Source organism: Paenibacillus sp. SAFN-054 (assembly GCF_051966755.1).
Taxonomy (GTDB): Bacteria; Bacillota; Bacilli; order Paenibacillales; family Paenibacillaceae; genus Paenibacillus_AQ.
In genome coordinates this window covers 1,660,163-1,680,477 of sequence record NZ_JBQCKS010000001.1, presented here as the reverse complement: position 1 = coordinate 1,680,477, position 20,315 = coordinate 1,660,163, and the positions used below count along the sequence as shown (strand labels likewise).

Genomic DNA, 20,315 nt, shown 5'->3' with positions numbered 1-20,315 from the left:
TGCAAATGCGTCACAGAACTCGATATGAAGGGAGATCAGGTACATGATTAAAGTTGGAATCGTGGGTGCCGGCATCATTGCCGCCGAGCACATGAAGCATATTCACCAGAATGACCGCGCCGAGCTGACTGCCGTATGCGACGTTGCTCCAGGGGCTGCCGCCGCGGCAGTCCGGCAGTATGGAGGCACGGCATACACCGATTATGATGCCATGCTGGAACAGGAACAGCTGGATGCCTTGTTTTTGTGCGTTCCGCCTTTTGCCCATGGGGAGATGGAGGAGAAGGCAGCTGCTCGGGGAATCCATCTGCTGGTCGAAAAGCCGCTCGGACTGAATATGGAAGAAGTCCGGCGGAAAGCGGAAGTGCTTGAACAATCCGGCATCATTACCGGCTCGGGTTACTGCCTGCGTTATATGGAATCGGTGCAGCGGGCCAAGCAGTATCTGGAAGGGAAGGAGATTGCCATGGTTCGAGCATACCGTTTCGGCGGATTGCCGCCGAATGTCTGGTGGGTGGATCATGACAAATCCGGCGGCCAACTGGTTGAACAGAGCACGCATAACCTGGATATGATGCTGTATCTGGCAGGGGATGTCCGGAAAGTATCCGCCGACATGGCCCTCTTGCTGAGCCGTGACGTACCGGGTATTACGACACCGGATGCTGCATCGGTGAACATGGTATTCGAATCCGGGGCGCTCGGACACATCGATACCGGCTTCTTCCCGCAGCCGGATGGTCGCGCATCGCTGGAAGTGATGGGCCGCAACTTCCGTCTCACCCTGGAAGGGGCTAACCTGACGATCATGGAACCGGAGCAGACGTCCATTCTGAAAGGCAAAGGGGACTTCTACCAGGCACAGGACGATGCTTTCATCCGGGCAGTGGAGACCGGGGACCGCAGCTTGATCCTGGCTCCGTATCGTGAGGCAATGCGAACGCTGGAGGTGACGCTGGCCGCGAACGATTCTGCCAAAACAGGTCAACCGGTATCCTTTGTGTAACGTTGGTAAGCAAAAGGTTGAACGAAGCCTCATAAATCATGTTCATTGTAATAGATAGAGTGCAGATAGATGAAAAAGGGCCGTTCAAGCGTAAACCTTGAACGGCCTTTTTTTGGTTGAAGCTCACGAACCACAGTTTACTCGCTTTCTAATGCAGTTGTCACTTGTTAACCAGACAGAATCGTAGGATAATGGTATGGAATAGCAGAGCTGACCTATTATAATGACAGCCGGACAACACGAGGTGCATCGCAGAGGTGCTTCGTGTTTTTTTGTCGTCTGCTACAAAAAAATCTCCTCAGGCCGAGGAGACGGTTATGCATCAGATTAAGGCAATGGCAAGCAGCGTGAATAAGCTTAACGTCAGGATCGAATTTCTATATCCATATCCGTAACCGTAGGGGCCGAAGGCCGAAGTCGTAACCTGACCGCCCCTGCGTTCCTGCTCCAAGTACACATGATTTCTATCGACTTTGACAATTTTTCCTTCATGGATTTTACCGTCAGAGGTTAATATCCGAACCTTCCGGTTCATGCACTGCATGCAGTTATGATATACGTCCACCTCATCAACTCCTTCCTTTGACAAGGCATCATATGAACCTGCTGGACAAATGGTAACGGCAGTTAACCCTGCCTTCGTTATTAAAGTGTTATCATGGTTGTGATAGATTCCGGACCGGGTTATCGGTTATGATACAGGAAAGGATGTTCAGACATTCACGCACTGAAATCGAGACGAAGATCGGGAGGGAATGCACTCAAAAGGGGATATCCAGCCAAGAAATTGTATGCGCTTTAACTTAAACGAACGAACGTAACGTGTAAGGTTTATTGCAATTTTATCTTATGTAATATAAAATAGAATTAAAATTTTATGTTGATGGATTAATTTTGAAATTTAATTTTATCTGCATAAAAATGTTAAACCAGGAATCCGTTGGATGTCGTTCTTGTTTTTCGGTAAAGGGTTCATTATGATGTAAAAGAGGCTTCTATTAAACAGTGATAGTAGGGAATACATATGTCAATTCATGATAATATTTTAATTAAAATCCGTGAAATGAAAGACAGCCTGACGCCGGTTGAGAAAATGGTGGCGGAATACGTGCTTCAGAATTTGGAGGAGATTCCGCATCTTTCGATCAAAAGCTTGGCTCAGCTGACGAAAACCAGTGATGCGTCCGTACTGCGTTTCTGCAAAACGATGGGATATTCGGGCTATCGAAGCTTCATCGTGAGCATTTCCGCATCGCTGGGTTCGATGGAGGAACAGAAGGATCCGTACACCGACATTCAGCCGGGGGATGATCTGTCCGTCATTATTTCGAATACGTCCAGAAACAACATCAAATCGATTGAGGACACGCTGAGCGTCATCGACAAAAATGAGGTGGACCGGGCGGTGCAGGTGCTCCGGCAGAGCAATCGCATCGTCTTCTTCGGGATCGGAGCCTCAGGACTCGTGGGCATCGATGCGGAGCAGAAATTTTCCCGCATCAACAAGATGTGCCATACGTATACCGACGGGCACAGCCAGCTCACCGCGGCCACGCTGTTGGATAAAGGGGATGTCGCCGTCTTCATTTCCAATTCAGGCTCGACGTCGGAAATTTTGGAGTCCCTTGAGATCACCAAGAAAAGCGGCGCAACCATTATCGCCATCACCAAATACAACAAAAGCGAGCTGGCCGACAAAGCCAACATCGTGCTGAATATTTCGACGCCCGAGCTCACGATCCGCAGCGGTGCTATGGGTTCCCGGATCGCAATGCTGACCGTCATTGACATCCTGTTTGCAGGTGTGGCAAGCGCGGAATACAAGAACGTCAAGAAATATTTAACCAAGACGCACAACATTATTGCAAGCAAACACCGGTAAAGATTACCGAAGACATCGGCTGCCAAGATGGCGGACGGTGTCTTTTTTTGTTGGATAAGCTAAAATTAAAAAACAATAGTTTATTTTATAATAAAATAATATTTCAAAAACTGTTGACCAAAATGAAATTTATCGTTAATATGAAATCAAGAAAAGGATTTGGCAAATATCAAAAGTGCGGTTTTGATACACACCATGTAGTGAGACATTATATGAAAACAACTACATATTGTGCCTTGATCCCGTTCTTAGGATTTGCGACTTCCAGAAATCAAACATGGATAGGAGGATCGCAATGGATGAGTATCTGGCGGGGCTGACAACGGAAGAGATCAATGAGCAGACTCGGATGATCGATGAATGCACCACAGAAGAAATGCTTCGTCTCATGAATGAACAAGATGCCAAGGTTCCTGTCGCGGTGGCAGCGGAGATCCCGCAGATTTCGAAAGCGGTTGATGTACTGCACCACGTGCTTAAAAATGGCGGCAGAATGTTTTATCTGGGGGCCGGAACTTCAGGCAGACTTGGCGTTCTGGACGCATCTGAATGTCCGCCGACATTCGGCATTGATCCTTCGAAAGTGCAAGGTCACATTGCCGGAGGCGATGGAGCGCTGAGACTGGCTGTGGAAGGTTGCGAGGATAGTGCGGAGGAGGGGGTTGCATTAATCGAGCAGTGCGGAGTCACAGACAAAGATGCGGTTATCGGCATTACGGCGAGCGGAAGCGCGACATTCGTCATTGCGGCTCTTCAGAAAGCGCGTGAGATTGGAGCGGCGACGATCGGCGTCGTGAATAACAAGCCATCTAAATTAGAGAACGTCTGTGATATCTGCATTGCACCGGTTGTCGGACCCGAGGTCATTATGGGTTCCACGAGGCTGAAAGCAGGCTCTGCCCAGAAATTGGTTTTGAATATGCTTAGCACTTGTACTATGGTTAAGCTTGGGAAGACTTATGACAATCTAATGGTTGACTTGAAAGCGAGCAACATCAAGCTTCGCGACCGTTCCATACGGATCATCAAGTCGGCGACGGGGGTCGATGACGCCAAGGCTGCTGCCTATTTAGAAAGCGCTTCCATGAATTGCAAGTTGGCTATCATGATGATCGAAACCGGGCTTGAAGCAGGTCCTGCCGAAGAGGCGCTGAACCGGGCCGAAGGAAGCTTGAAAAAGGCGATACGCAACTTTAATCATGTAGTCTAAAAAAACATTTATATTTTCAAGGAGGCCTGTTTTTCATGAAAAAGAAAATGCGAGTAATGGCAACGGTGTTTGCGCTCAGCATGGCATTGACGACCCTTTCCGCTTGCGGCAGCAAGGATGATGCCAAATCATCGAATGCAGATGACCCGAACGCAAAAGACACCATCACGGCTTTGCTGCCACCGGTATCTGCAAACTTCCAAAGCAATTTTGAACAAATGGCGAAGGATTTCAATGCGAAATATCCGAACCTGACGCTCAAAATTGAACCTGCAAGCTGGGAAGACATGACGCAAAAGCTGGACACGCAAGTAAACGCGGGCAGCCCGCCGGATATCGCATTTATTGGGTCTGACGGTATTTCGAAATATGTAGATTCAGGGATGGTCATGGATATCTCGGATACAGTAACAGATGAAATGATCAAAGATTATGACCCAGCTCCTCTCGAGTACATGAAGAACGGCAAAGGTCTTTACGGCTTCCCGGCATACATGGAAGCTCATGCCATCGGCGGCAACAAAGAATTTATGGAAAAAGCCGGCATTGACTACAAAAAGGTACAAAAAGAAGGATGGACCTTCGATGAGTTCCGCGAAGCCATCAAAAAAGGCGTCGTATCCGAAGGCGGCAAAACATCCCGTTACGGTTTTGTATTCGCAACAGCTGGTGTTACTTCCAAAGACTACCTCGGGATTCTGGTGAAAAGCGCCGGCATGCCAGCGGCTTTTGATAAGGACCTGAAATATGCTTACACAAGCAAGAACTTCCTTGAAGTGCTGAAAGACATCCGCGTGATGATCGATGACGGCTCCATGCCGAAAGAACTTAGCTCCATCGATGCAGGCAAACGCTGGAATATGTTCCTGACAGGTCAAACGATGATCACAGGTAAAGGTCTCGCAGGCTTCGAAAGATCCGCGAAGCTGAACAACGAGAAGCTGCAGAACAAAGACGCAAGTGCGGTTAAAGGTTCCATTCCTGTTGATTACGTTGTGCTTCCTGTACCAGCCTTTGCAGGCGCTGAAGCAAAAGCAAGTGTGGCAGTCGACGGTTACGTCACATTCCGCGGCACGAAAGAGCCTACGGCTGCCCACAAGGCGAACGTCGTTAAAGCGGCTAACTTCCTGTCCAGCGGAGCAAACGCAGCGACAACCAACAATGAGCTGTTCGTTGCTCAAATCACGGAAAGCAGCAGAAAAGCTGCCGAAAGCATGAAAGTTGACCGCGATCCGGACAACAAGGCAGCTGTAGAAAGAATGCTGACAACAGCCGTTCCAGCTCGTCCGGACATCCCTACGGACCTCGGCGCTAAAGCTATCAAGCTTGAGGACGAAGTGATTGTTCCTAAGCTCCAAGCACTTATCGCAGGCGAAATTACGCCGGAAGCGATGTACGATGCGGTGAAATCCGCAGCGGTATCGGCCTTCGGTGAAGACGGCATTGTAAAAGACTAGAGAGAATACACCGGAAAGCCGTATGGATTTCCATACGGCTTTCCTCCAATTTACCTGTGATACGTTAGTATGAAAGGGGTTTCGCAGATATGACAGAATATGCTAAACCGATCAAACGACGCAAGTTCAATAGCGATGCAGCTTGGGGATATGCTTTTATCGCGGCGGCACTCATCATTTTTGCGATGTTTACCGCATATCCGGTTGTCAGTGCCTTGATTATCAGCTTTCAAGAGTATAAGCCGCTAGGTTCCGAGTTTATCGGATTTGACAACTATACAGAAACCTTCAAGGATTCTTTGTTCTGGAAGGCTGTTGTAAATACCATTATTTATACCTTGTTGACGGTTCCGGTATCGCTTTTCTTATCTTTTGCCGTATCGATCCTGATCTTGCCGTTTAAGAAAAGAATGCAAACCGTATTCAAAGCCGTATATTATCTTCCTGCTGTCGCTTCAGGCGTGGCACTATCCGTGGTTTGGCTGTGGATCTACGATCCGATGCCTGAGGGCATTTTCAACAAAATTACTGCATTCTTCGGTATGGGTACCCACAACTGGCTCGGATCCAGCGCTTATGCGATGTTTTCGCTCGTTTTGATGGCTTGGTTGTCCAGCCACGGCACGAGCATCATTATTTACCTTGCAGCTTTGCTTGGCATTGATGGAAGCTACTATGAAGCCGCTGAGCTTGATGGGGCCAACTTCTTCCAAAAGCTGTGGTACATTGTTGTTCCTTGCTTGAAACCAACAACCTTGTTCTTGCTTGTTACAGGCGTGATCGGTTCGTTCCAGGTATTCCAGAATGCATATCTGATGACCGGCGGCGGACCTGACAATGCAACAACGATGGTAGGCTTGCTCATTTTTAATAACGCATTTAAATACTTCGAATTCGGCAAGGCAGCAGCACAGTCTCTGATTTTGGCCGCAATTATCGCAGGTATTTCGGTAATCCAATTCAAATTCCTGGGCAAAGACGTGGAATATTAAAGGAAGGGAGATGCAGCAATTATGGCTCTTTATAACGCACATGCTGGGAAACCAGCTGCCAGAAACATCAGAAATACGGCTCTTTTCACCGTGCTTCTGCTGTTTGCCCTGGCAACGATTTTCCCAATCTACTTTATGATTATTTCTTCCTTTGGTGAACCCGTTGCAGCCGGGGCCATGGATTACAAAATATTTCCGAGCAGCTTCTCGCTTGAATCTTACAAGTTCTTCTTTCAATTCAATACTTACACTTGGCGCTGGTTGCTGAACTCTCTGATTGTGGCCACCTCCGTTATGGTGACTAACGTCGTGTTCGCCAGCATGGCAGGGTATGCTTTCTCAAAAATCAAATTCAGAGGCAGAGCCATTACGTTCTCGGTGATGCTCGTCGCCATGATGATCCCTTATCAGGTCACACAGGTACCTCTGTACATCCTGATCGTAAACGTCTTCCATATTCAAAACACGTATACCGCTTTGATTTTGCCGGGACTCGTTACGGTGTATAACATTTTTCTAGCAAAGCAGTTTATGGGCAGCATTCCGAACGAGATTCTGGAATGTGCAAAGATTGAGGGCTGTAATCAGTTCCAGATTTATTTCCGCATTATATTGCCTCTATCCAAAACCGTACTTGCGGTAATGGCGATTCTTACATTTATGGACAACTGGAATACGTTCTTCTGGCCGCTTCTGGTAACGAACTCCATGGATATGCAGACAATCCAGGTCGGGCTCAAGAGCTTCAAGTTTGCGAATACGACTTTATTTGCGCCAATGATGGCGGGCGCTACAATTTCCGCGCTGCCAATGTTCATTCTGTTCTTCAGCCTGCAAAAGTACTTCCTTGAAGGCGTAACTGTAGGCGCGGTGAAGGGCTGATATGGACAGCAAACCCATGGATATGCATTCAAACCGCTATGCCGTTGGACTGATGTCAGGCACTTCAGTGGATGGAATAGATGCAGCAGTGGTTCAATTAACGGACGGACCGGACGGGAAAACCAGCGCAAAGCTGGTTGCATTTCAGAACACCCCGTTTCCGGCTGCCGTCAGGCAGGACATCTTCACCTTGTTCGATCCGCTGCAGGCGACAGTATGCAAGATCGGCAGCATGAACGTATTGCTCGGCGAGCTTTATGCCGAAGCGGCTTTGTCCGTCATTGCGGCAGCGGGGCTTACGCCAGCCGACATCGCGGTCATCGGCTCGCACGGGCAAACGATCTATCATGCTCCGGAAGCTGAACAGCTGCACGGTTATGGCATTCATTATACGGTGCAGATCGGCGAAGGATCGGTCATTGCAGCACGGACGGGCGTCCCGTGCGTGTCCGATTTCCGGCCGGCGGATATGGCAGCCGGAGGGCAGGGAGCGCCGCTTGTTCCGTTCACGGAATATTTGCTGTACGGCGAGGCGCATCGTACCCTTCTTCTGCAAAATATCGGCGGCATCGGCAATATGACAGTCATTCCTGCCGGATGTTCACAAGAGCAGGTCTACGCTTTTGATACGGGTCCGGGAAACATGATCATCGACGGTGTCGTCGAGCGGCTGTATCCCGGGCAACTTACGATGGACATTGGGGGAGCTATAGCCCGAACAGGTACGGTTCATAAGGAGCTGCTTGAACGGCTTCAACAGGAGCCTTACTATGCGCAGCCTCTTCCCAAATCAACAGGCAGAGAGCAGTTCGGTTCATCATATGTAGATTGGCTGCTGGAGCAGGCCAAACTTCAGAGCATCAAAGCCGAGGACGTGACGGCGACCGTCACAATGCTGACCGCGTGGTCGATCGGTGATGCGTACCGCCGTTATGTCAAGGAGCAGGATCCGGCGGATGTGCTCCTAGTGGGCGGAGGCGGAAGCTACAACCCGGTTCTGATCGAATATTTGCGCCAGGAGATGGAGCCGATGGGCGTTCAGGTGCTGACGCAGGAGCAGATCGGGCAGAGCAGTGATGCGAAAGAAGCGGTTGCGTTCGCCATGCTTGCCGATTACACGCTGAAGGGCAAACCCAACAATCTCCCGAGCGTGACGGGAGCCGAAAGGCCTGTTGTGATGGGCAAAATAAGCTACTAATCCTGATAAGGGACGGAGGTGCCGCTGATCATGATCAACACTTGGGATGAGAAGTATGCTCAAGCGGTAATCGATCTATGGAATAAGGAAGCCGTGAAAGATGGGTACAAGGAGCTGACCGAGCAAACCTTCGGGACGATATTTGCTTCGAATCCCTATTTCGACCGGAAAAATACGTTCGTTCTGATCGCTAACGACCAGATCACCGGCTTTGCCTGCGGATGCACCGGCGACGACCTGCCGCTGGGGCAAATCGCGGGTTACATCACCTGTATCGTTCTGGATGAGAACAGCCAAACCGATGAGAACTATAAACAGCTGCTGGATGCGCTCGAAAATCGTTTTCAGGAGCTTGGCAAAAAGCAGTCAGATGTGCTGTTCTTCAATCCGATGATGCTGCCGTGGTACATACCGGATACACCGAAGCATGAACACAATAACGCGCCGGGCGTGCCGGTAGACAGCAGGCTGCATTCCTTTTTGCAGCAGGAAGGGTATGTGGAGCGCGCCAAGGAATGCGCCATGTACTTGAATCTGGACCGCTTCCTGATGCCGGATGAAATCCGTCAGAAGGAAGCGAAAGCCTCGACTAGCGGCTACAGCGTCGAGCTGTTTGACAAGGCCAAGCATGAAGGCGTCGCGGCCATGCTTCAAGGCCTGAACAACCCGTTATGGGAAAAGGAAATCGGTAAATGCACTTCCGATGGTACGCCTGTCGTGGTCGCAGCGCACGGACGGCAGGTTGTCGGCTTTGCCGGACCGGTCATCCGTCAGAATAACGGACGCGGTTATTTTGCAGGCATCGGGGTACATCCGGAGCATGAGGGCCACGGCCTCGGAACGATTCTGTTCTTCAAGCTCTGTGAAGCCTTCCAATCCATCGGAACCGATTATATGTCTCTCTATACAGGCTTAACGAACCCGGCGATCCGGATCTATGAAAAAGCGGGCTTTCAAACGGTAAAACAATTTGCAATCATGAGAAGGGAGTTTTCATAATGAGTGAACAGAAATTGACGATTTTGGCGATAGGCGGACATGTAGGAGATGCAGAACTAACAGCAGGCGGTGTGCTTGCAAGCCACTCCTTAAAAGGGGATAAAATCGTAACGCTGGCGCTTACGGCCGGAGAACGCGGCGTGCCTGCAGGCCAGGACATGGCGGAATACCGTCAGCAAAAGCTGAACGAGGCGAAGGCCTTCGCGGATATGCTGGGCGGAGAATCCATCGTATTCGACATTCCGGACGGCGAACTGAAGGATACCGAGGAAATGCGTCTGCGCGTTTGCGACGTGATCCGTCAGGTCAAGCCGAACGTGATCATCACGCACTGGAAAAACAGTATGCACAAAGATCATGCGACCACGCATCACATCGTGAACGATGCTCGTTTCTTTGCGGGACTGGCTTCATTCGAAAGAGAACTTCCGGCTCACTTTGCCTCCAAACTGTACTATGCCGAGAACTGGGAAGATGCCGTTGAATACAAGCCATATGTTTACGTGGATTTTTCGAAGGAAGCTTTCGATCTGTGGGTGAAGGCGACCGAACAGCATTGGTTCGTAACCAACAGCAAATCTTTCCCATACCTGGAGTACTACAAGCATCTGGCGAGAGTACGCGGTATCGAAGCGCGCAAGGAGTATGCCGAGACCTTCATGATTCCGGAAGAAACGAAGCGCGTGCTTAAGAGCGACCTGTTATAATTCAATGAAGTTCATGTATGAGACAACATAATCGAAGGTGACTGCCAGCAAAGCGGCAGTCATTTTTTTCAAAACCATCTTTGTAATGAACTAAAGTTAAACCTTGCTTCACCTTGATTCCATCTGGAATACAGGAGATGTATGGTTCATTTCTTTAGTTCCATTTATGGTTTTCATTCATTTATCCATTCCAAGGGGGAAGCAGCGATGATTCTGAACGGAATTGATACGATCATGGAAGCAGCACATGTATTGAAGGGGAAAAAGCTTGGACTGATTACCTCACCGACCGGTTTAAATCGGGATTTTGTATCCACAATTCAGATTTTGCACGACAACTTTCACCTGGCTGCGCTGTTCTCGCCGGAGCATGGTGTTCGCGGAGATCAGGCCGCAGGCGCCATGGTTGAAACGTATAAGGATCCCATTACCGGCGTTCCGGTATACAGCTTGTACCGGAAGGATTCCAAACGCTTAAGCCAGGAAATGCTCGATGAGGTCGATGTGGTCGTCTATGACATTCAGGACGTGGGCACCCGATATTACACCTTTATTTATACAATGCTGTATGCGCTTGAAGACTGTGCCAAGGCAGGCAAGGAGATCGTGATCCTGGACCGGGTCAACCCGCTCGACGGCGTTACGGTAGAAGGGAATATCCTGAAGGCAGGCTATGAGTCATTCGTCGGAGGTTATCCGCTGGCGGTCCGCTACGGTCTGACGGCGGGAGAAGTCGCGACGATGGCGAATGAGCAAATGGGCTGGAACGCCAAACTGCATGTTATCCGCTGTGATGGATGGGAGCGCAGCATGCTGTTCCCTGAAACCGGCCGTCAGTGGATCATGCCTTCTCTGGGGATTCCGCGTTTCGAAACGGCCCTCATCTATCCGGGAACCTGCTTATTCGAAGGCACGAACCTGTCGGAGGGAAGAGGAACGACGGCTCCGTTCGAGATGATCGGCGCCCCCTTCATTGATGCGGAGAAGCTTGCTTCCGAAATGAACGGCATGAAGCTGCCCGGGGTGATTTTCCGGCCGGTATACTTCAAGCCTTCCTTCTCGAAATTCCAGGGAGAGCAGTGCGGCGGCGTGCAAATCCATATGACGGATTACCGCGCGGTCCAGCCGCTGGAGACGGGTGTGAAGCTGCTGTTCATGATCAAGAACAACTATGAGGCCTTCTCGTTCCTGCCGCCGCTGAAGGAAAATTCCAGACCGTTCATCGATCTCCTTGGCGGCGACAAGATGTACCGCGAAGAGAACCTTGATGTGAACGCTCTTCTCGAGCAATTCCACGATGAGAGCCGCGAGTTCGCGAAGCTGAAAGCCGAATACCATCTCTATTAAACCAGGCACATTCCAGACATTCGACATAAAAGGGAGCCGATTTCCATATGAAAGAGTTAACGTTAAGAGAAAAAGTCGGCCAGCTCATCGTTGCGGGTTTTCCCGGTCAAGGTATCGACGAAGCAACGCAGCGGCTGCTTGCCGACTATAAAATCGGAAATATCATTTTGTTCGCGCATAACGTGAAGGATAAGGCGCAGGTGAAGAGCCTGTGTTCCGAGCTTCAGGAACAAATCACCGGGAACACAGGACATCCGGCTCTGATCTCGATCGATCAGGAAGGCGGACGAGTGACGCGTTTGCCGAAGGATGCGGTCAACGTGTCCGGCGCAATGGCGGTCGCTTCGACGGGACGCCCGGAGAATGCATACGCTGCCGGGCGGATTACCGCACGGGAAATGCTGGCGCTGGGCATTAACTTTAACCTGGCTCCCGTGCTCGACATCAACAACAACAAGAACAATCCGGTTATCAACGTACGTTCATACGGGGACACGGCAGAAGTCGTCACCGAGTTCGGACTGCAAATGATGCGCGGACTTCAGGAAGGCGGCGTGCTCGCGGCCATCAAGCATTTTCCGGGTCACGGGGATACGGCGGTCGACTCCCATCTGGGGCTGCCTTCGATCGATAAATCGCTCGAGGCGCTTGCTGAGCTTGAGCTGAAGCCTTTCCAAGCAGCGATTGACGCCGGCGCAGAGGCGCTGACAAGCGCGCATATTCTGTTCCCGTCCATCGAGAAAAACCAGGTTCCCGCCACGATGTCGAGAACGATCATAACGGACCTGCTCAAAGATAAAATGGGCTATCAAGGGCTTGTCATTTCGGACTGCCTTGAAATGAACGCCATCCAGAAATTCTACGGAACGGCGGAAGGGGCCGTTGGCGCACTGAAAGCCGGTGTCCATCTGCTGTTCATCAGCCATTCCGGCCAGCTCGTCATGGAAGCGGTGGAGCGGATCGAGCAGGCCGTGGCATCCGGAGAGCTGCCGATGGCGATCGTGGATGAAGCCGTGGAGAAAGTGCTTCATTACAAAACCAAATACGGACAGGTCGGGGATGCAGGGATGACGGATGCGGAACAATCAGTAAACCGCCGCGCGGCCGAAGCCATCAGCCTGGAAAGCATCTGCCTGGTTCGCGGCAAGCTGAACCCTGTTCAGCAGGGTCCGAAGGGGACACTGGTCATCGGCAGTCTTCCCAACCGACCGGACCAGGCTTCCAGTCATGCGAGCACGGAGCTCAGCTTCCCTGTGGAAGCCGCAGCGGCCCTAGGAACGCAGCACTGCATGATGGATCTCGATCCGGATACGCAGGAACAGGACCGCATCCTCGGGAAGGCCGAAGGCTTTGCGAGCATCGTCGTCGGCCTGTACAACGGCTGCGATCATCCGGGGCAGCTGGAGCTTGTCAACCGTCTCGTGCGTGCAGGCCACCAAGTAACCGTGGTGGCACTGGGCAAGCCGTATGACCTCGAAATGCTTGAAGACGCAGCATGCGGATTGGCCGCTTTTGAGTACACGAAGCTCGCGATCCAATCGGTGATTCGCGTTCTCGGCGGAGAAGCCGAGCCGACAGGCCGTCTGAGTTTGCAGAATTAATCCCCTCGGAATTCTGAAGTTTATATAGCAAGGATGTGGCAGCCATGAAATATGTAGCCGGTTTGGACGGCGGCGGCACCAAAACCGCTGTGACCGTCGCGGATGAACGGGGCAGCGTGGTAAAGACCTTTACCTCCGGTGCCATCAATTATAATGGTCAAGATGAAGCGAGCGTCGGCGCCAGCTTGAACGATATCGTGAAGAAGATCGGCGAAGCCTGCGGAGGCATCGAGCATTGCGTGAGCCTATGCGTCGGAGCGGCCGGTGTCAGCAATCCGACCGTGGTCAGCCGCTTAACGGCGCAGATCCGAAGCGGCGGTTATCAAGGATCCCTTCATATTACCGGCGACCATGAGACGGCATTATACGGAGCTCATCAAAGACCGTACGGCATGATCCTGATCGCGGGCACCGGTTCGATCGGTCTTGGCAAGAACAAGGCTGGTCAATCACATCGCACGGGCGGGTATGGCCATCTGATCGACGACGAAGGGAGCGGATATGCGATCGGCAGGGATTTGCTCAGCGCAGTGGTGCAAGCCCACGACGGCCGTATACCGGCCACGGCAATCACCGGGCTCGTATATGAACAGCTGCAATTTCGTTCGGTGCAGGAAATCGTCGGTTTCGTGTACGACAAGCGAACGAATAAAAAGGACATTGCCGCGATTGCGCCGGTCCTGTCGGTCGCCTGCGAAGCAGGGGACCGCGCAGCCTTGTCCATTGCTGAGAATCATGCCGCTTCGCTCCTGGGGCTTGTCGTTCCGGTAGCTGAGGCGCTGCAGCTTCAGGAAGACAGCCTGGCGATGGCCGGAAGTGTCCTGCTCAAGAATACGTTCGTGAGGTCGATGTTCGTGGAGAAGCTTCGCTTGCGCTACCCGAGCATGGAATGCATTATTCCTAAAAGCGATGCCTCCATGGGTGCTGTCTTCATGGCTTTGGAGCAGCTTTCATCCGAATAAGATCATTGCATTATAAAGACCGGGGAATTTATCCCCGGTCTTTTTTTGGCTCACGAACTTTATTTCATCGAGGAATCAAATTGGAATTCAGGGAGAAAGCATCCCCAGTAAGATTTTAACAGTAAAAGCGTGCAAGGCTTTCAAGGTAAAATGAAAAAACAAGCATGTTTAACCTTCAAAGTTTTTCAATATGATGACATCAATCATCGATGAAACGGAGTGTGTGCATGAGCGTCAATCAACTGCTGCAGGCATTGCGGCTCAACTATCTTTTTGCAGAACGGTATTCCTTTTCCCGCAAGTGGACCTATAGCGAATCCGCCATCCCTTATTCCATGATCCGGTTTATTGAGCAGGGCTGTGCCAAATTCACGGTCGACGACACCGAGTATGTGGCCGAAGAGAACGACATCGTCTACATTCCCCAAGGAAGCAGCCTCGCCTGTGAAGCGCTGTCCGACGACCTGATCTTTATCAGCATCCGTTTTACGGCAGCTTTCCCTCTCAGCGACAACGAAGTGTGGTCGGGGATCATGGGCTTCGATACCAAATTCAAATGCGGGGATCCCTACATTCGTCACTATTTTCATAGTATCGTCCATGAGCGTGATTCTGCAGGCAAAGGAAAAAACTTTATGCTGCGGGGCTACCTGGAGCTTATCGTCGGGTATTTGATCAATTCGGTTGAACCTGGAGCAGAGCGTACCGGCAGGCTGAAGCGGGTGCCGAAGGACAACAAGAACGACAACCGCGTCGAAATTATTTTGGATTTCATGATGAACCATATTTCCGCGAACCTCACCGTAGAAGAAATGGGACAAATGGTCAATCTAAGCGTCTCATCCCTGCGAAGGCTCTTCAAGCAGCATACGGGGAAGTCTCCACGGGAATTTTTGATCGATTTGAAAATGGTGGTTGCCGCCAAAAAAATTATCGAAAGCGACGAACGTATTTCGGACATCGCCTATTATGTGGGGATCGAGGACCCGAATTATTTTTCCAGATTATTCAAGCGGCATTATAAAGTCACTCCTCAAGCGTACAGGCAGCTCGCGAGGGATTAAGTTTGGACTCGGCAGTTTTGAGCGATTTGTACTAGTTTTGAGTGGTTTGCTATGTTCAATGTCTTCGGAAATCCCGGTATTGTTAATGTTATAGAAAACGAAGAAGTCAATGAACAGAAGGGATGAAAGCGTATTCCGTCAGAGGAGTGATGTGTCTTTTTCGTCATGCAGGAGTAGCACGAATAAAGCACGGAATGTTCAACCATTTGATTGATTTGAAGGGGGTCATACTTATGAAAAGAAAGCTGCCGCTGATATTGCTGTCTCTCTGCATGCTGTTCGCTGGGGCCTGCGGGAACGACGACGGGGATTCGGAGGCTTCATCCGATGGGAACAGCAATGGTGAGATGAAGGGTGAAATTGTGCTATGGCATTCCTTCACCCAAGGGGCGCGGAACGATTTTATGAAGGAAGCGGCCGATGATTTCATGGCCAAGCATCCGGGCGTAAAAATCAAGATCGAAACCTTTGCCTGGTCCGAATTTTATACAAAATGGACGACGGGCGTGCAATCCGGCCAGGTACCTGACGTCAGCACCGCACTGCCGAACCATGTGGTGGAGATGCTCGATGCGGAGGCGATTGTTCCGCTTAACGACGTGATCGACAACATCGGAAGAGACCGCTTTTACAGTGCGCCGCTAGCGGAAGCCACGTTGGATGGACAAAATTATTCCATTCCTCTCTACTCTCATGCACAGGTCATGTGGTACCGGAAAGACCTCTTGAAGAAGGCTAATCTCGAAGTGCCGAAAACTTGGGACGAGCTGCTCACGGCTGCCAAAGCGATCAACCAACCGCCGAATGTGTATGGTCTGTCCGTACCGATGGGACTAGGCGACATGATGGCCACGCGCTTCCTGAACTTCTATGTCCGTTCGGCAGGCGAAACCTTGATTACGAAGGAAGGGAAGGCCAATCTGACAAGCAAAGCTGCGATCGAGGGCATCAACTATTGGGTCGATATGTACAAGGCAGCGTCACCGTCAGGCTCAGTGAACTTCAAAGTACTTGACCAGGCGACCCTCTTTTACCAGGGGAAAACGGCGTTTGATTTCAACAGCGGTTTCCAGATCGGAGGCGTTGAGACGAACTCGCCGGCTCTGCTGGACCAGATCGATGCCGCTCCGATTCCCAAAATTCATGCGAACGATCCGGACCGGGGAATCGAAACCTCAAATGTTCCTGTCGTCGTATGGAAGAAGAGCAAGCACCCGGACATTGCGAAAGCATTCGTAGAGAGCCTGTTCGAGAAGAAACGGTATATTCAATTCCTCCATTCGGTACCCGCGGGGATGTTGCCGGCACTGAAGGATATCGCGGAAGATCCGGAATACCTGAACAATCCGACGATTCAGAAATTCAGCAGCGCGGTTAACGTCATCAGCAGCGCCGTGGATAAAGGGACGGCCATCGGCATGGAATACAGCCCGGTACTGCAGTCAGGCATCCTGACAAGCCAGGGCGTCATCGAGAAGATGTTCCAAGACATCGTGCTCAAAGATGAGCCTGTGGAAGATGCTGCCCGCAAGGCGGAGAAAAAACTGAACAGTCTCTTTTCGATGGGACAATAACATCGGCAGGAGGAAGAAGTCCCTTCCGACGACCATAGCCGAAATGGAGTGAAGCAGATGAGGACGATCAGCAGTAAATTTAAATCGCTCAATACGACAGGTGTACTGTTCATTCTGCCTGCCGTGTTGATTGTCATTCTTTTGTTAATTTATCCGATCCTGTCAAGCTTGTATGTCAGCTTTACTTCGAAGCATTTGATCCGGCCCCGTTACGACTGGGTATGGTTGGACAACTTCAAATTCGTGCTTACGAACGCCGACTTTTATATCGCATTCCTGAATTCGATCAAGTGGACGATCTATTCCATTGCCGGCCAGCTGATTATCGGCTTTCTAGCCGCTCTGGCCTTGAACCGAATACCGAAATACTCCGGGTTTTTCAGGACGCTACTGATTATCCCCTGGGCATTCCCTGCGATTGTCATCGCGTTTTCGTGGAAATGGATTCTGAATGACGTATACGGATTTGTGCCCAATCTGCTGACGCAGCTCGGGTTGACACATTTAAACATCAATTTCCTTGCGGATCCGGCATTCGTGTTCGGCACGGCGGTGTTCATCAACGTATGGTTCGGTGCGCCGCTGTTCATGGTCAACATTCTGTCGGCCCTCAAAACGATTCCCTCGGACCAGTATGAAGCAGCCGTGATGGATGGGGCGACCTCTCTGCAATCCTTCTGGTTCATTACGGTACGCCATATCCGGGGGGTCATCGGCCTGCTGCTGGTGCTGAGAACGATATGGATCTTCAACAACTTCGATCTCCTGTACCTTCTGACGGGCGGAGGACCATCGGATTTGACGACAACGCTGCCGATCTTCGCTTACAAAACCGGTTGGGGAATGAAACAGCTGGGGATTGCGTCCGCCATCACCGTCATTTTGCTGCTCTTCCTGCTGGCCATATGCATGCTCTACTTCAAGCTTCTGAATAAATGGGAAAGAGAGGACCGCTAATGAACAACGTGGGACAAAGCAAGCTGAATATCGCCGTGATGTATGTGTTTCTGTCATTGTTATCCCTGATCGCGGTCTTTCCCCTGATCTGGATCATTCTATCTTCCTTCAAAACATCGGGGGAGATGGCCAATCATCCGTTATCGATGCTCCCGAAGCAGTTTACCCTTGAATATTACAGCCGGGTGCTTCATAACCTGCATTTCACGACGAACATCAAAAACAGCTTGATCGTATCGCTGTCGGCAACGCTGGTCACCATCGTCGTATCCGCTCTCGCCGCCTACGGCATCGTCCGCTTCTTTCCGAAGGCAGGGAAAAAGATGACCAAGCTGCTCATCACGACCTATATGTTTCCACCGATTCTGCTGGCGGTTCCTTACTCGATCATCATCATCAAAATCGGGCTGGTTAATACGTGGACGGGGCTTGTCATCACCTACTTGTCCTTCTCCATTCCGTATGCGATCTGGATGCTGATCGGTTTCTTCCAGACGGTTCCGCTTGAGATTGAAGAGGCGGCCCATGTGGATGGAGCGGGAAAAGTCCGGGTGTTTCTGCAAATCGTACTGCCTATCGTTTCTCCGGGTGTCGTAGCGACGGCGATCTACACCTTTATCAATACATGGAATGAGTTTCTGTTTGCGCTGCTGCTGATCAACACTTCGGAGAAAATGCCGATTTCCGTTGCGCTCTATTCCCTGACAGGCTCCGAGATTCTGGACTGGGGAGAAATGATGGCCGCTTCCGTCATTGTCATCGTGCCATCGATCATCTTCTTCATGCTGATTCAGAAAAAGATTGCCGGAGGATTGTCGGACGGATCGGTCAAATAAAAAAACAACTTCGAGAGGAGCTAATAGGAATGAAAACAGTCAATTACGGCATTGTGGGAACAGGTTATTTTGGAGCGGGGCTTGCGCGTATCCTAAATGAAATAGAGGGTGCCCGGGTGGTTGCGGTCTATGATCCGAGCCATGCGGAGCCCGTCGCGAGGGAGCTGAATTGCGATTTGGAAGAGAGCGTGGAATCGCTCTGTTCAAGAGACGACGTCGATGCGGTGATCGTAGCCTCGCCTAACGGTTATCACAAAAACCCGGTGCTCTGCGCGGCAGAACATGGTAAACATGTCTTCTGCGAAAAGCCGATCGCTCTTTCCTATGCGGACTGCAATGAAATGATCCAGAAAACGAAGGAGCATGGACGGGTATTCATGGCCGGACATGTCATGAATTTCATGAACGGCGTGCGGACGGCCAAGCAGCTGATCAACAGCGGAAGAATCGGGGAAATCCTGTTCTGTCACGCCGAGCGCAACGGGTGGGAGGAAGCGCAGCCTCAAGTAAGCTGGAAGAAGATGAGGAATATTTCGGGCGGGCATTTGTACCATCATATTCATGAGCTGGATTTCATCCAGTTTCTCATGGGTCCGGCCGAACGCGTGACCATGGTAGGCGGCAACGTGGCGCATAAAGGAGAGCAGTTCGGGGATGAAGACGATATGCTGTTCCTGACGCTCGAATTCCCCGGTGACCGGTACGCCACATTGCAATATGGATCGGCCTTCCGCTGGCCGGATCATTTTGTGAAGATTCAAGGCAGCGAGGGAGCTATTCTGATCGATATGCAGGACGTGAAGGTCGTCCTCAAGACGCCGGAAGGCGAGGAGCGATTCCTGCTGCATGAATCCAGGGAAGTGGACGAAGACCGGACGCGAATTTATAAAGGCCTGGAGATGGATGGCGCCATTATGTACGGCAAACCCAGCGCGAAACCTCCGTTATGGCTGCAGGGAATTATGATCAAAGAGATGGCATATTTCCATCAAATCATGCAGGGTGCGGCTGTCGAGGATGAATTCCGTCCACTGCTTGACGGAACGGCAGCAAGGGCCGCGATCGCCACGGCGGATGCGCTGACATTGTCCCTGAAGGAAGACCGTAAGGTCAGCGTAAGCGAGATCACGGAAAAAGGAGCCTAAACCGCGATGATTTATGACAAACTCGAAAATATCCATCAATACGCTTCGGATAACAGTGTTTTGTCGCAATGCTTTAAGGATATAGAATCCAGTCTGCATGCGGATTTGCATCCGGATGAAATGGCCTCAAAGGTGTATAAAAAAAGCCGGATTCAGTTTGCGACCGCGCCAAAATGCGAAAAGCGCTTTGAATCCCACCGGAAATATATAGACATCCATATTGTCCTGAAGGGACGTGAATACGTGGAAGTCGGAAGCGCGGCCTCTCTGACGAACCGGACGGAATACGATCCGGATCAGGACATCCTTTTCGGAGATATGCAAGAAGGGGAAGGGGGAAAGCTCACAGGGTATCTGGAGCCGGGAAGATTTCTCGTCTGTTTTCCGGATGATGCGCATTTGGTGGGGGCACACGAACATACGGCAGCGATTGTAGAGAAGTTCGTTTATAAAATCCCGGTTTAACCAATGTTTGAATAGGGCTTTGATCAAGAAA

Annotated in this window: 19 protein-coding genes; 18 read left to right on the top strand and 1 reads right to left on the bottom strand. The window is 50.8% G+C overall.

Annotation, left to right across the window (positions count from 1 at the left end; all coding sequences use genetic code 11):
• Positions 1–43 precede the first annotated feature (43 nt).
• Positions 44–1,006 (top strand): Gfo/Idh/MocA family protein, encoded by a 963-nt coding sequence (locus tag ACTHPM_RS07750; protein ID WP_440394613.1) that lies wholly within the window; start codon positions 44–46, stop codon positions 1,004–1,006.
• Between the two features lie 322 nt (positions 1,007–1,328).
• On the opposite strand, the gene ACTHPM_RS07745 is transcribed toward ACTHPM_RS07750, so the two are convergent.
• Positions 1,329–1,571: a hypothetical protein gene (locus ACTHPM_RS07745; protein ID WP_440394612.1), complete on the bottom strand. Its 243-nt coding sequence runs from the start codon at positions 1,569–1,571 to the stop codon at positions 1,329–1,331.
• Between the two features lie 459 nt (positions 1,572–2,030).
• Here ACTHPM_RS07745 and ACTHPM_RS07740 point away from each other — a divergent pair, with 459 nt between their 5' ends.
• From ACTHPM_RS07740 to ACTHPM_RS07660, 17 genes are all read left to right on the top strand, one after another.
• Entirely contained in the window at positions 2,031–2,888 is an 858-nt protein-coding gene (locus ACTHPM_RS07740) for a MurR/RpiR family transcriptional regulator (protein WP_440394611.1), read from the top strand.
• Positions 2,889–3,183: 295 nt separating this feature from the next.
• Complete coding sequence (gene murQ / locus ACTHPM_RS07735; RefSeq protein WP_328278602.1) at positions 3,184–4,098, top strand: N-acetylmuramic acid 6-phosphate etherase; 915 nt, start codon at positions 3,184–3,186, stop codon at positions 4,096–4,098.
• Positions 4,099–4,133: 35 nt separating this feature from the next.
• Positions 4,134–5,555, top strand: a complete 1,422-nt coding sequence (locus tag ACTHPM_RS07730) for an ABC transporter substrate-binding protein (protein WP_328278601.1) — start codon at positions 4,134–4,136, stop codon at positions 5,553–5,555.
• Positions 5,556–5,644: 89 nt separating this feature from the next.
• Complete coding sequence (locus ACTHPM_RS07725; protein WP_440394610.1) at positions 5,645–6,547, top strand: carbohydrate ABC transporter permease; 903 nt, start codon at positions 5,645–5,647, stop codon at positions 6,545–6,547.
• A gap of 21 nt (positions 6,548–6,568) precedes the next feature.
• A complete protein-coding gene (locus tag ACTHPM_RS07720; protein ID WP_440394609.1) occupies positions 6,569–7,429 on the top strand; it encodes a carbohydrate ABC transporter permease in 861 nt (286 codons plus the stop codon).
• Between the two features lies 1 nt (position 7,430).
• Complete coding sequence (locus tag ACTHPM_RS07715) at positions 7,431–8,627, top strand: anhydro-N-acetylmuramic acid kinase (RefSeq protein WP_440394608.1); 1,197 nt, start codon at positions 7,431–7,433, stop codon at positions 8,625–8,627.
• A gap of 30 nt (positions 8,628–8,657) precedes the next feature.
• Entirely contained in the window at positions 8,658–9,626 is a 969-nt protein-coding gene (locus ACTHPM_RS07710; RefSeq protein ID WP_440394607.1) for a GNAT family N-acetyltransferase, read from the top strand.
• Positions 9,626–10,333 carry a PIG-L deacetylase family protein gene (locus ACTHPM_RS07705; protein ID WP_440394606.1) on the top strand — a complete coding sequence of 236 codons (708 nt, stop codon included), beginning with the start codon at positions 9,626–9,628 and terminating at the stop codon, positions 10,331–10,333. Before ACTHPM_RS07710 ends, ACTHPM_RS07705 begins: the two co-directional genes overlap by 1 nt.
• 207 nt (positions 10,334–10,540) lie before the next feature.
• Positions 10,541–11,680 carry an exo-beta-N-acetylmuramidase NamZ family protein gene (locus tag ACTHPM_RS07700; protein WP_440394605.1) on the top strand — a complete coding sequence of 380 codons (1,140 nt, stop codon included), beginning with the start codon at positions 10,541–10,543 and terminating at the stop codon, positions 11,678–11,680.
• 47 nt (positions 11,681–11,727) lie between these two features.
• Positions 11,728–13,281, top strand: coding sequence for a glycoside hydrolase family 3 protein (locus ACTHPM_RS07695; RefSeq protein WP_440394604.1), 1,554 nt, complete (start codon positions 11,728–11,730; stop codon positions 13,279–13,281).
• Positions 13,282–13,325: 44 nt separating this feature from the next.
• A complete protein-coding gene (locus ACTHPM_RS07690) occupies positions 13,326–14,243 on the top strand; it encodes an N-acetylglucosamine kinase (RefSeq protein WP_440394603.1) in 918 nt (305 codons plus the stop codon).
• 227 nt (positions 14,244–14,470) lie between these two features.
• The gene (locus ACTHPM_RS07685; RefSeq protein WP_440394602.1) at positions 14,471–15,307 is read left to right on the top strand and encodes an AraC family transcriptional regulator; all 837 of its coding nucleotides are present in this window, start codon (positions 14,471–14,473) and stop codon (positions 15,305–15,307) included.
• Positions 15,308–15,540: 233 nt separating this feature from the next.
• Positions 15,541–16,881: an ABC transporter substrate-binding protein gene (locus ACTHPM_RS07680; RefSeq protein WP_440394601.1), complete on the top strand. Its 1,341-nt coding sequence runs from the start codon at positions 15,541–15,543 to the stop codon at positions 16,879–16,881.
• Positions 16,882–16,938: 57 nt separating this feature from the next.
• A complete protein-coding gene (locus ACTHPM_RS07675; RefSeq protein WP_440395377.1) occupies positions 16,939–17,838 on the top strand; it encodes a carbohydrate ABC transporter permease in 900 nt (299 codons plus the stop codon).
• Positions 17,838–18,674, top strand: a complete 837-nt coding sequence (locus tag ACTHPM_RS07670; protein WP_440394600.1) for a carbohydrate ABC transporter permease — start codon at positions 17,838–17,840, stop codon at positions 18,672–18,674. The genes ACTHPM_RS07675 and ACTHPM_RS07670 overlap by 1 nt, the downstream gene beginning before the upstream one ends.
• Before the next feature lie 29 nt (positions 18,675–18,703).
• Entirely contained in the window at positions 18,704–19,819 is a 1,116-nt protein-coding gene (locus ACTHPM_RS07665) for a Gfo/Idh/MocA family protein (protein WP_440394599.1), read from the top strand.
• Positions 19,820–19,825: 6 nt separating this feature from the next.
• Positions 19,826–20,284, top strand: coding sequence for a YhcH/YjgK/YiaL family protein (locus ACTHPM_RS07660; protein ID WP_440394598.1), 459 nt, complete (start codon positions 19,826–19,828; stop codon positions 20,282–20,284).
• Positions 20,285–20,315 lie beyond the last annotated feature (31 nt).

What these genes read in the sequence shown, in the direction of transcription:
- ACTHPM_RS07750 (WP_440394613.1), top strand. Translation starts at nt 44, where the DNA reads ATGATTAAAGTTGGAATCGTGGGTGCCGGCATCATTGCCGCCGAGCAC.
- ACTHPM_RS07740 (WP_440394611.1), top strand. Translation starts at nt 2,031, where the DNA reads ATGTCAATTCATGATAATATTTTAATTAAAATCCGTGAAATGAAAGAC.
- murQ (WP_328278602.1), top strand. Translation starts at nt 3,184, where the DNA reads ATGGATGAGTATCTGGCGGGGCTGACAACGGAAGAGATCAATGAGCAG.
- ACTHPM_RS07730 (WP_328278601.1), top strand. Translation starts at nt 4,134, where the DNA reads ATGAAAAAGAAAATGCGAGTAATGGCAACGGTGTTTGCGCTCAGCATG.
- ACTHPM_RS07725 (WP_440394610.1), top strand. Translation starts at nt 5,645, where the DNA reads ATGACAGAATATGCTAAACCGATCAAACGACGCAAGTTCAATAGCGAT.
- ACTHPM_RS07720 (WP_440394609.1), top strand. Translation starts at nt 6,569, where the DNA reads ATGGCTCTTTATAACGCACATGCTGGGAAACCAGCTGCCAGAAACATC.
- ACTHPM_RS07715 (WP_440394608.1), top strand. Translation starts at nt 7,431, where the DNA reads ATGGACAGCAAACCCATGGATATGCATTCAAACCGCTATGCCGTTGGA.
- ACTHPM_RS07710 (WP_440394607.1), top strand. Translation starts at nt 8,658, where the DNA reads ATGATCAACACTTGGGATGAGAAGTATGCTCAAGCGGTAATCGATCTA.
- ACTHPM_RS07705 (WP_440394606.1), top strand. Translation starts at nt 9,626, where the DNA reads ATGAGTGAACAGAAATTGACGATTTTGGCGATAGGCGGACATGTAGGA.
- ACTHPM_RS07700 (WP_440394605.1), top strand. Translation starts at nt 10,541, where the DNA reads ATGATTCTGAACGGAATTGATACGATCATGGAAGCAGCACATGTATTG.
- ACTHPM_RS07695 (WP_440394604.1), top strand. Translation starts at nt 11,728, where the DNA reads ATGAAAGAGTTAACGTTAAGAGAAAAAGTCGGCCAGCTCATCGTTGCG.
- ACTHPM_RS07690 (WP_440394603.1), top strand. Translation starts at nt 13,326, where the DNA reads ATGAAATATGTAGCCGGTTTGGACGGCGGCGGCACCAAAACCGCTGTG.
- ACTHPM_RS07685 (WP_440394602.1), top strand. Translation starts at nt 14,471, where the DNA reads ATGAGCGTCAATCAACTGCTGCAGGCATTGCGGCTCAACTATCTTTTT.
- ACTHPM_RS07680 (WP_440394601.1), top strand. Translation starts at nt 15,541, where the DNA reads ATGAAAAGAAAGCTGCCGCTGATATTGCTGTCTCTCTGCATGCTGTTC.
- ACTHPM_RS07675 (WP_440395377.1), top strand. Translation starts at nt 16,939, where the DNA reads ATGAGGACGATCAGCAGTAAATTTAAATCGCTCAATACGACAGGTGTA.
- ACTHPM_RS07670 (WP_440394600.1), top strand. Translation starts at nt 17,838, where the DNA reads ATGAACAACGTGGGACAAAGCAAGCTGAATATCGCCGTGATGTATGTG.
- ACTHPM_RS07665 (WP_440394599.1), top strand. Translation starts at nt 18,704, where the DNA reads ATGAAAACAGTCAATTACGGCATTGTGGGAACAGGTTATTTTGGAGCG.
- ACTHPM_RS07660 (WP_440394598.1), top strand. Translation starts at nt 19,826, where the DNA reads ATGATTTATGACAAACTCGAAAATATCCATCAATACGCTTCGGATAAC.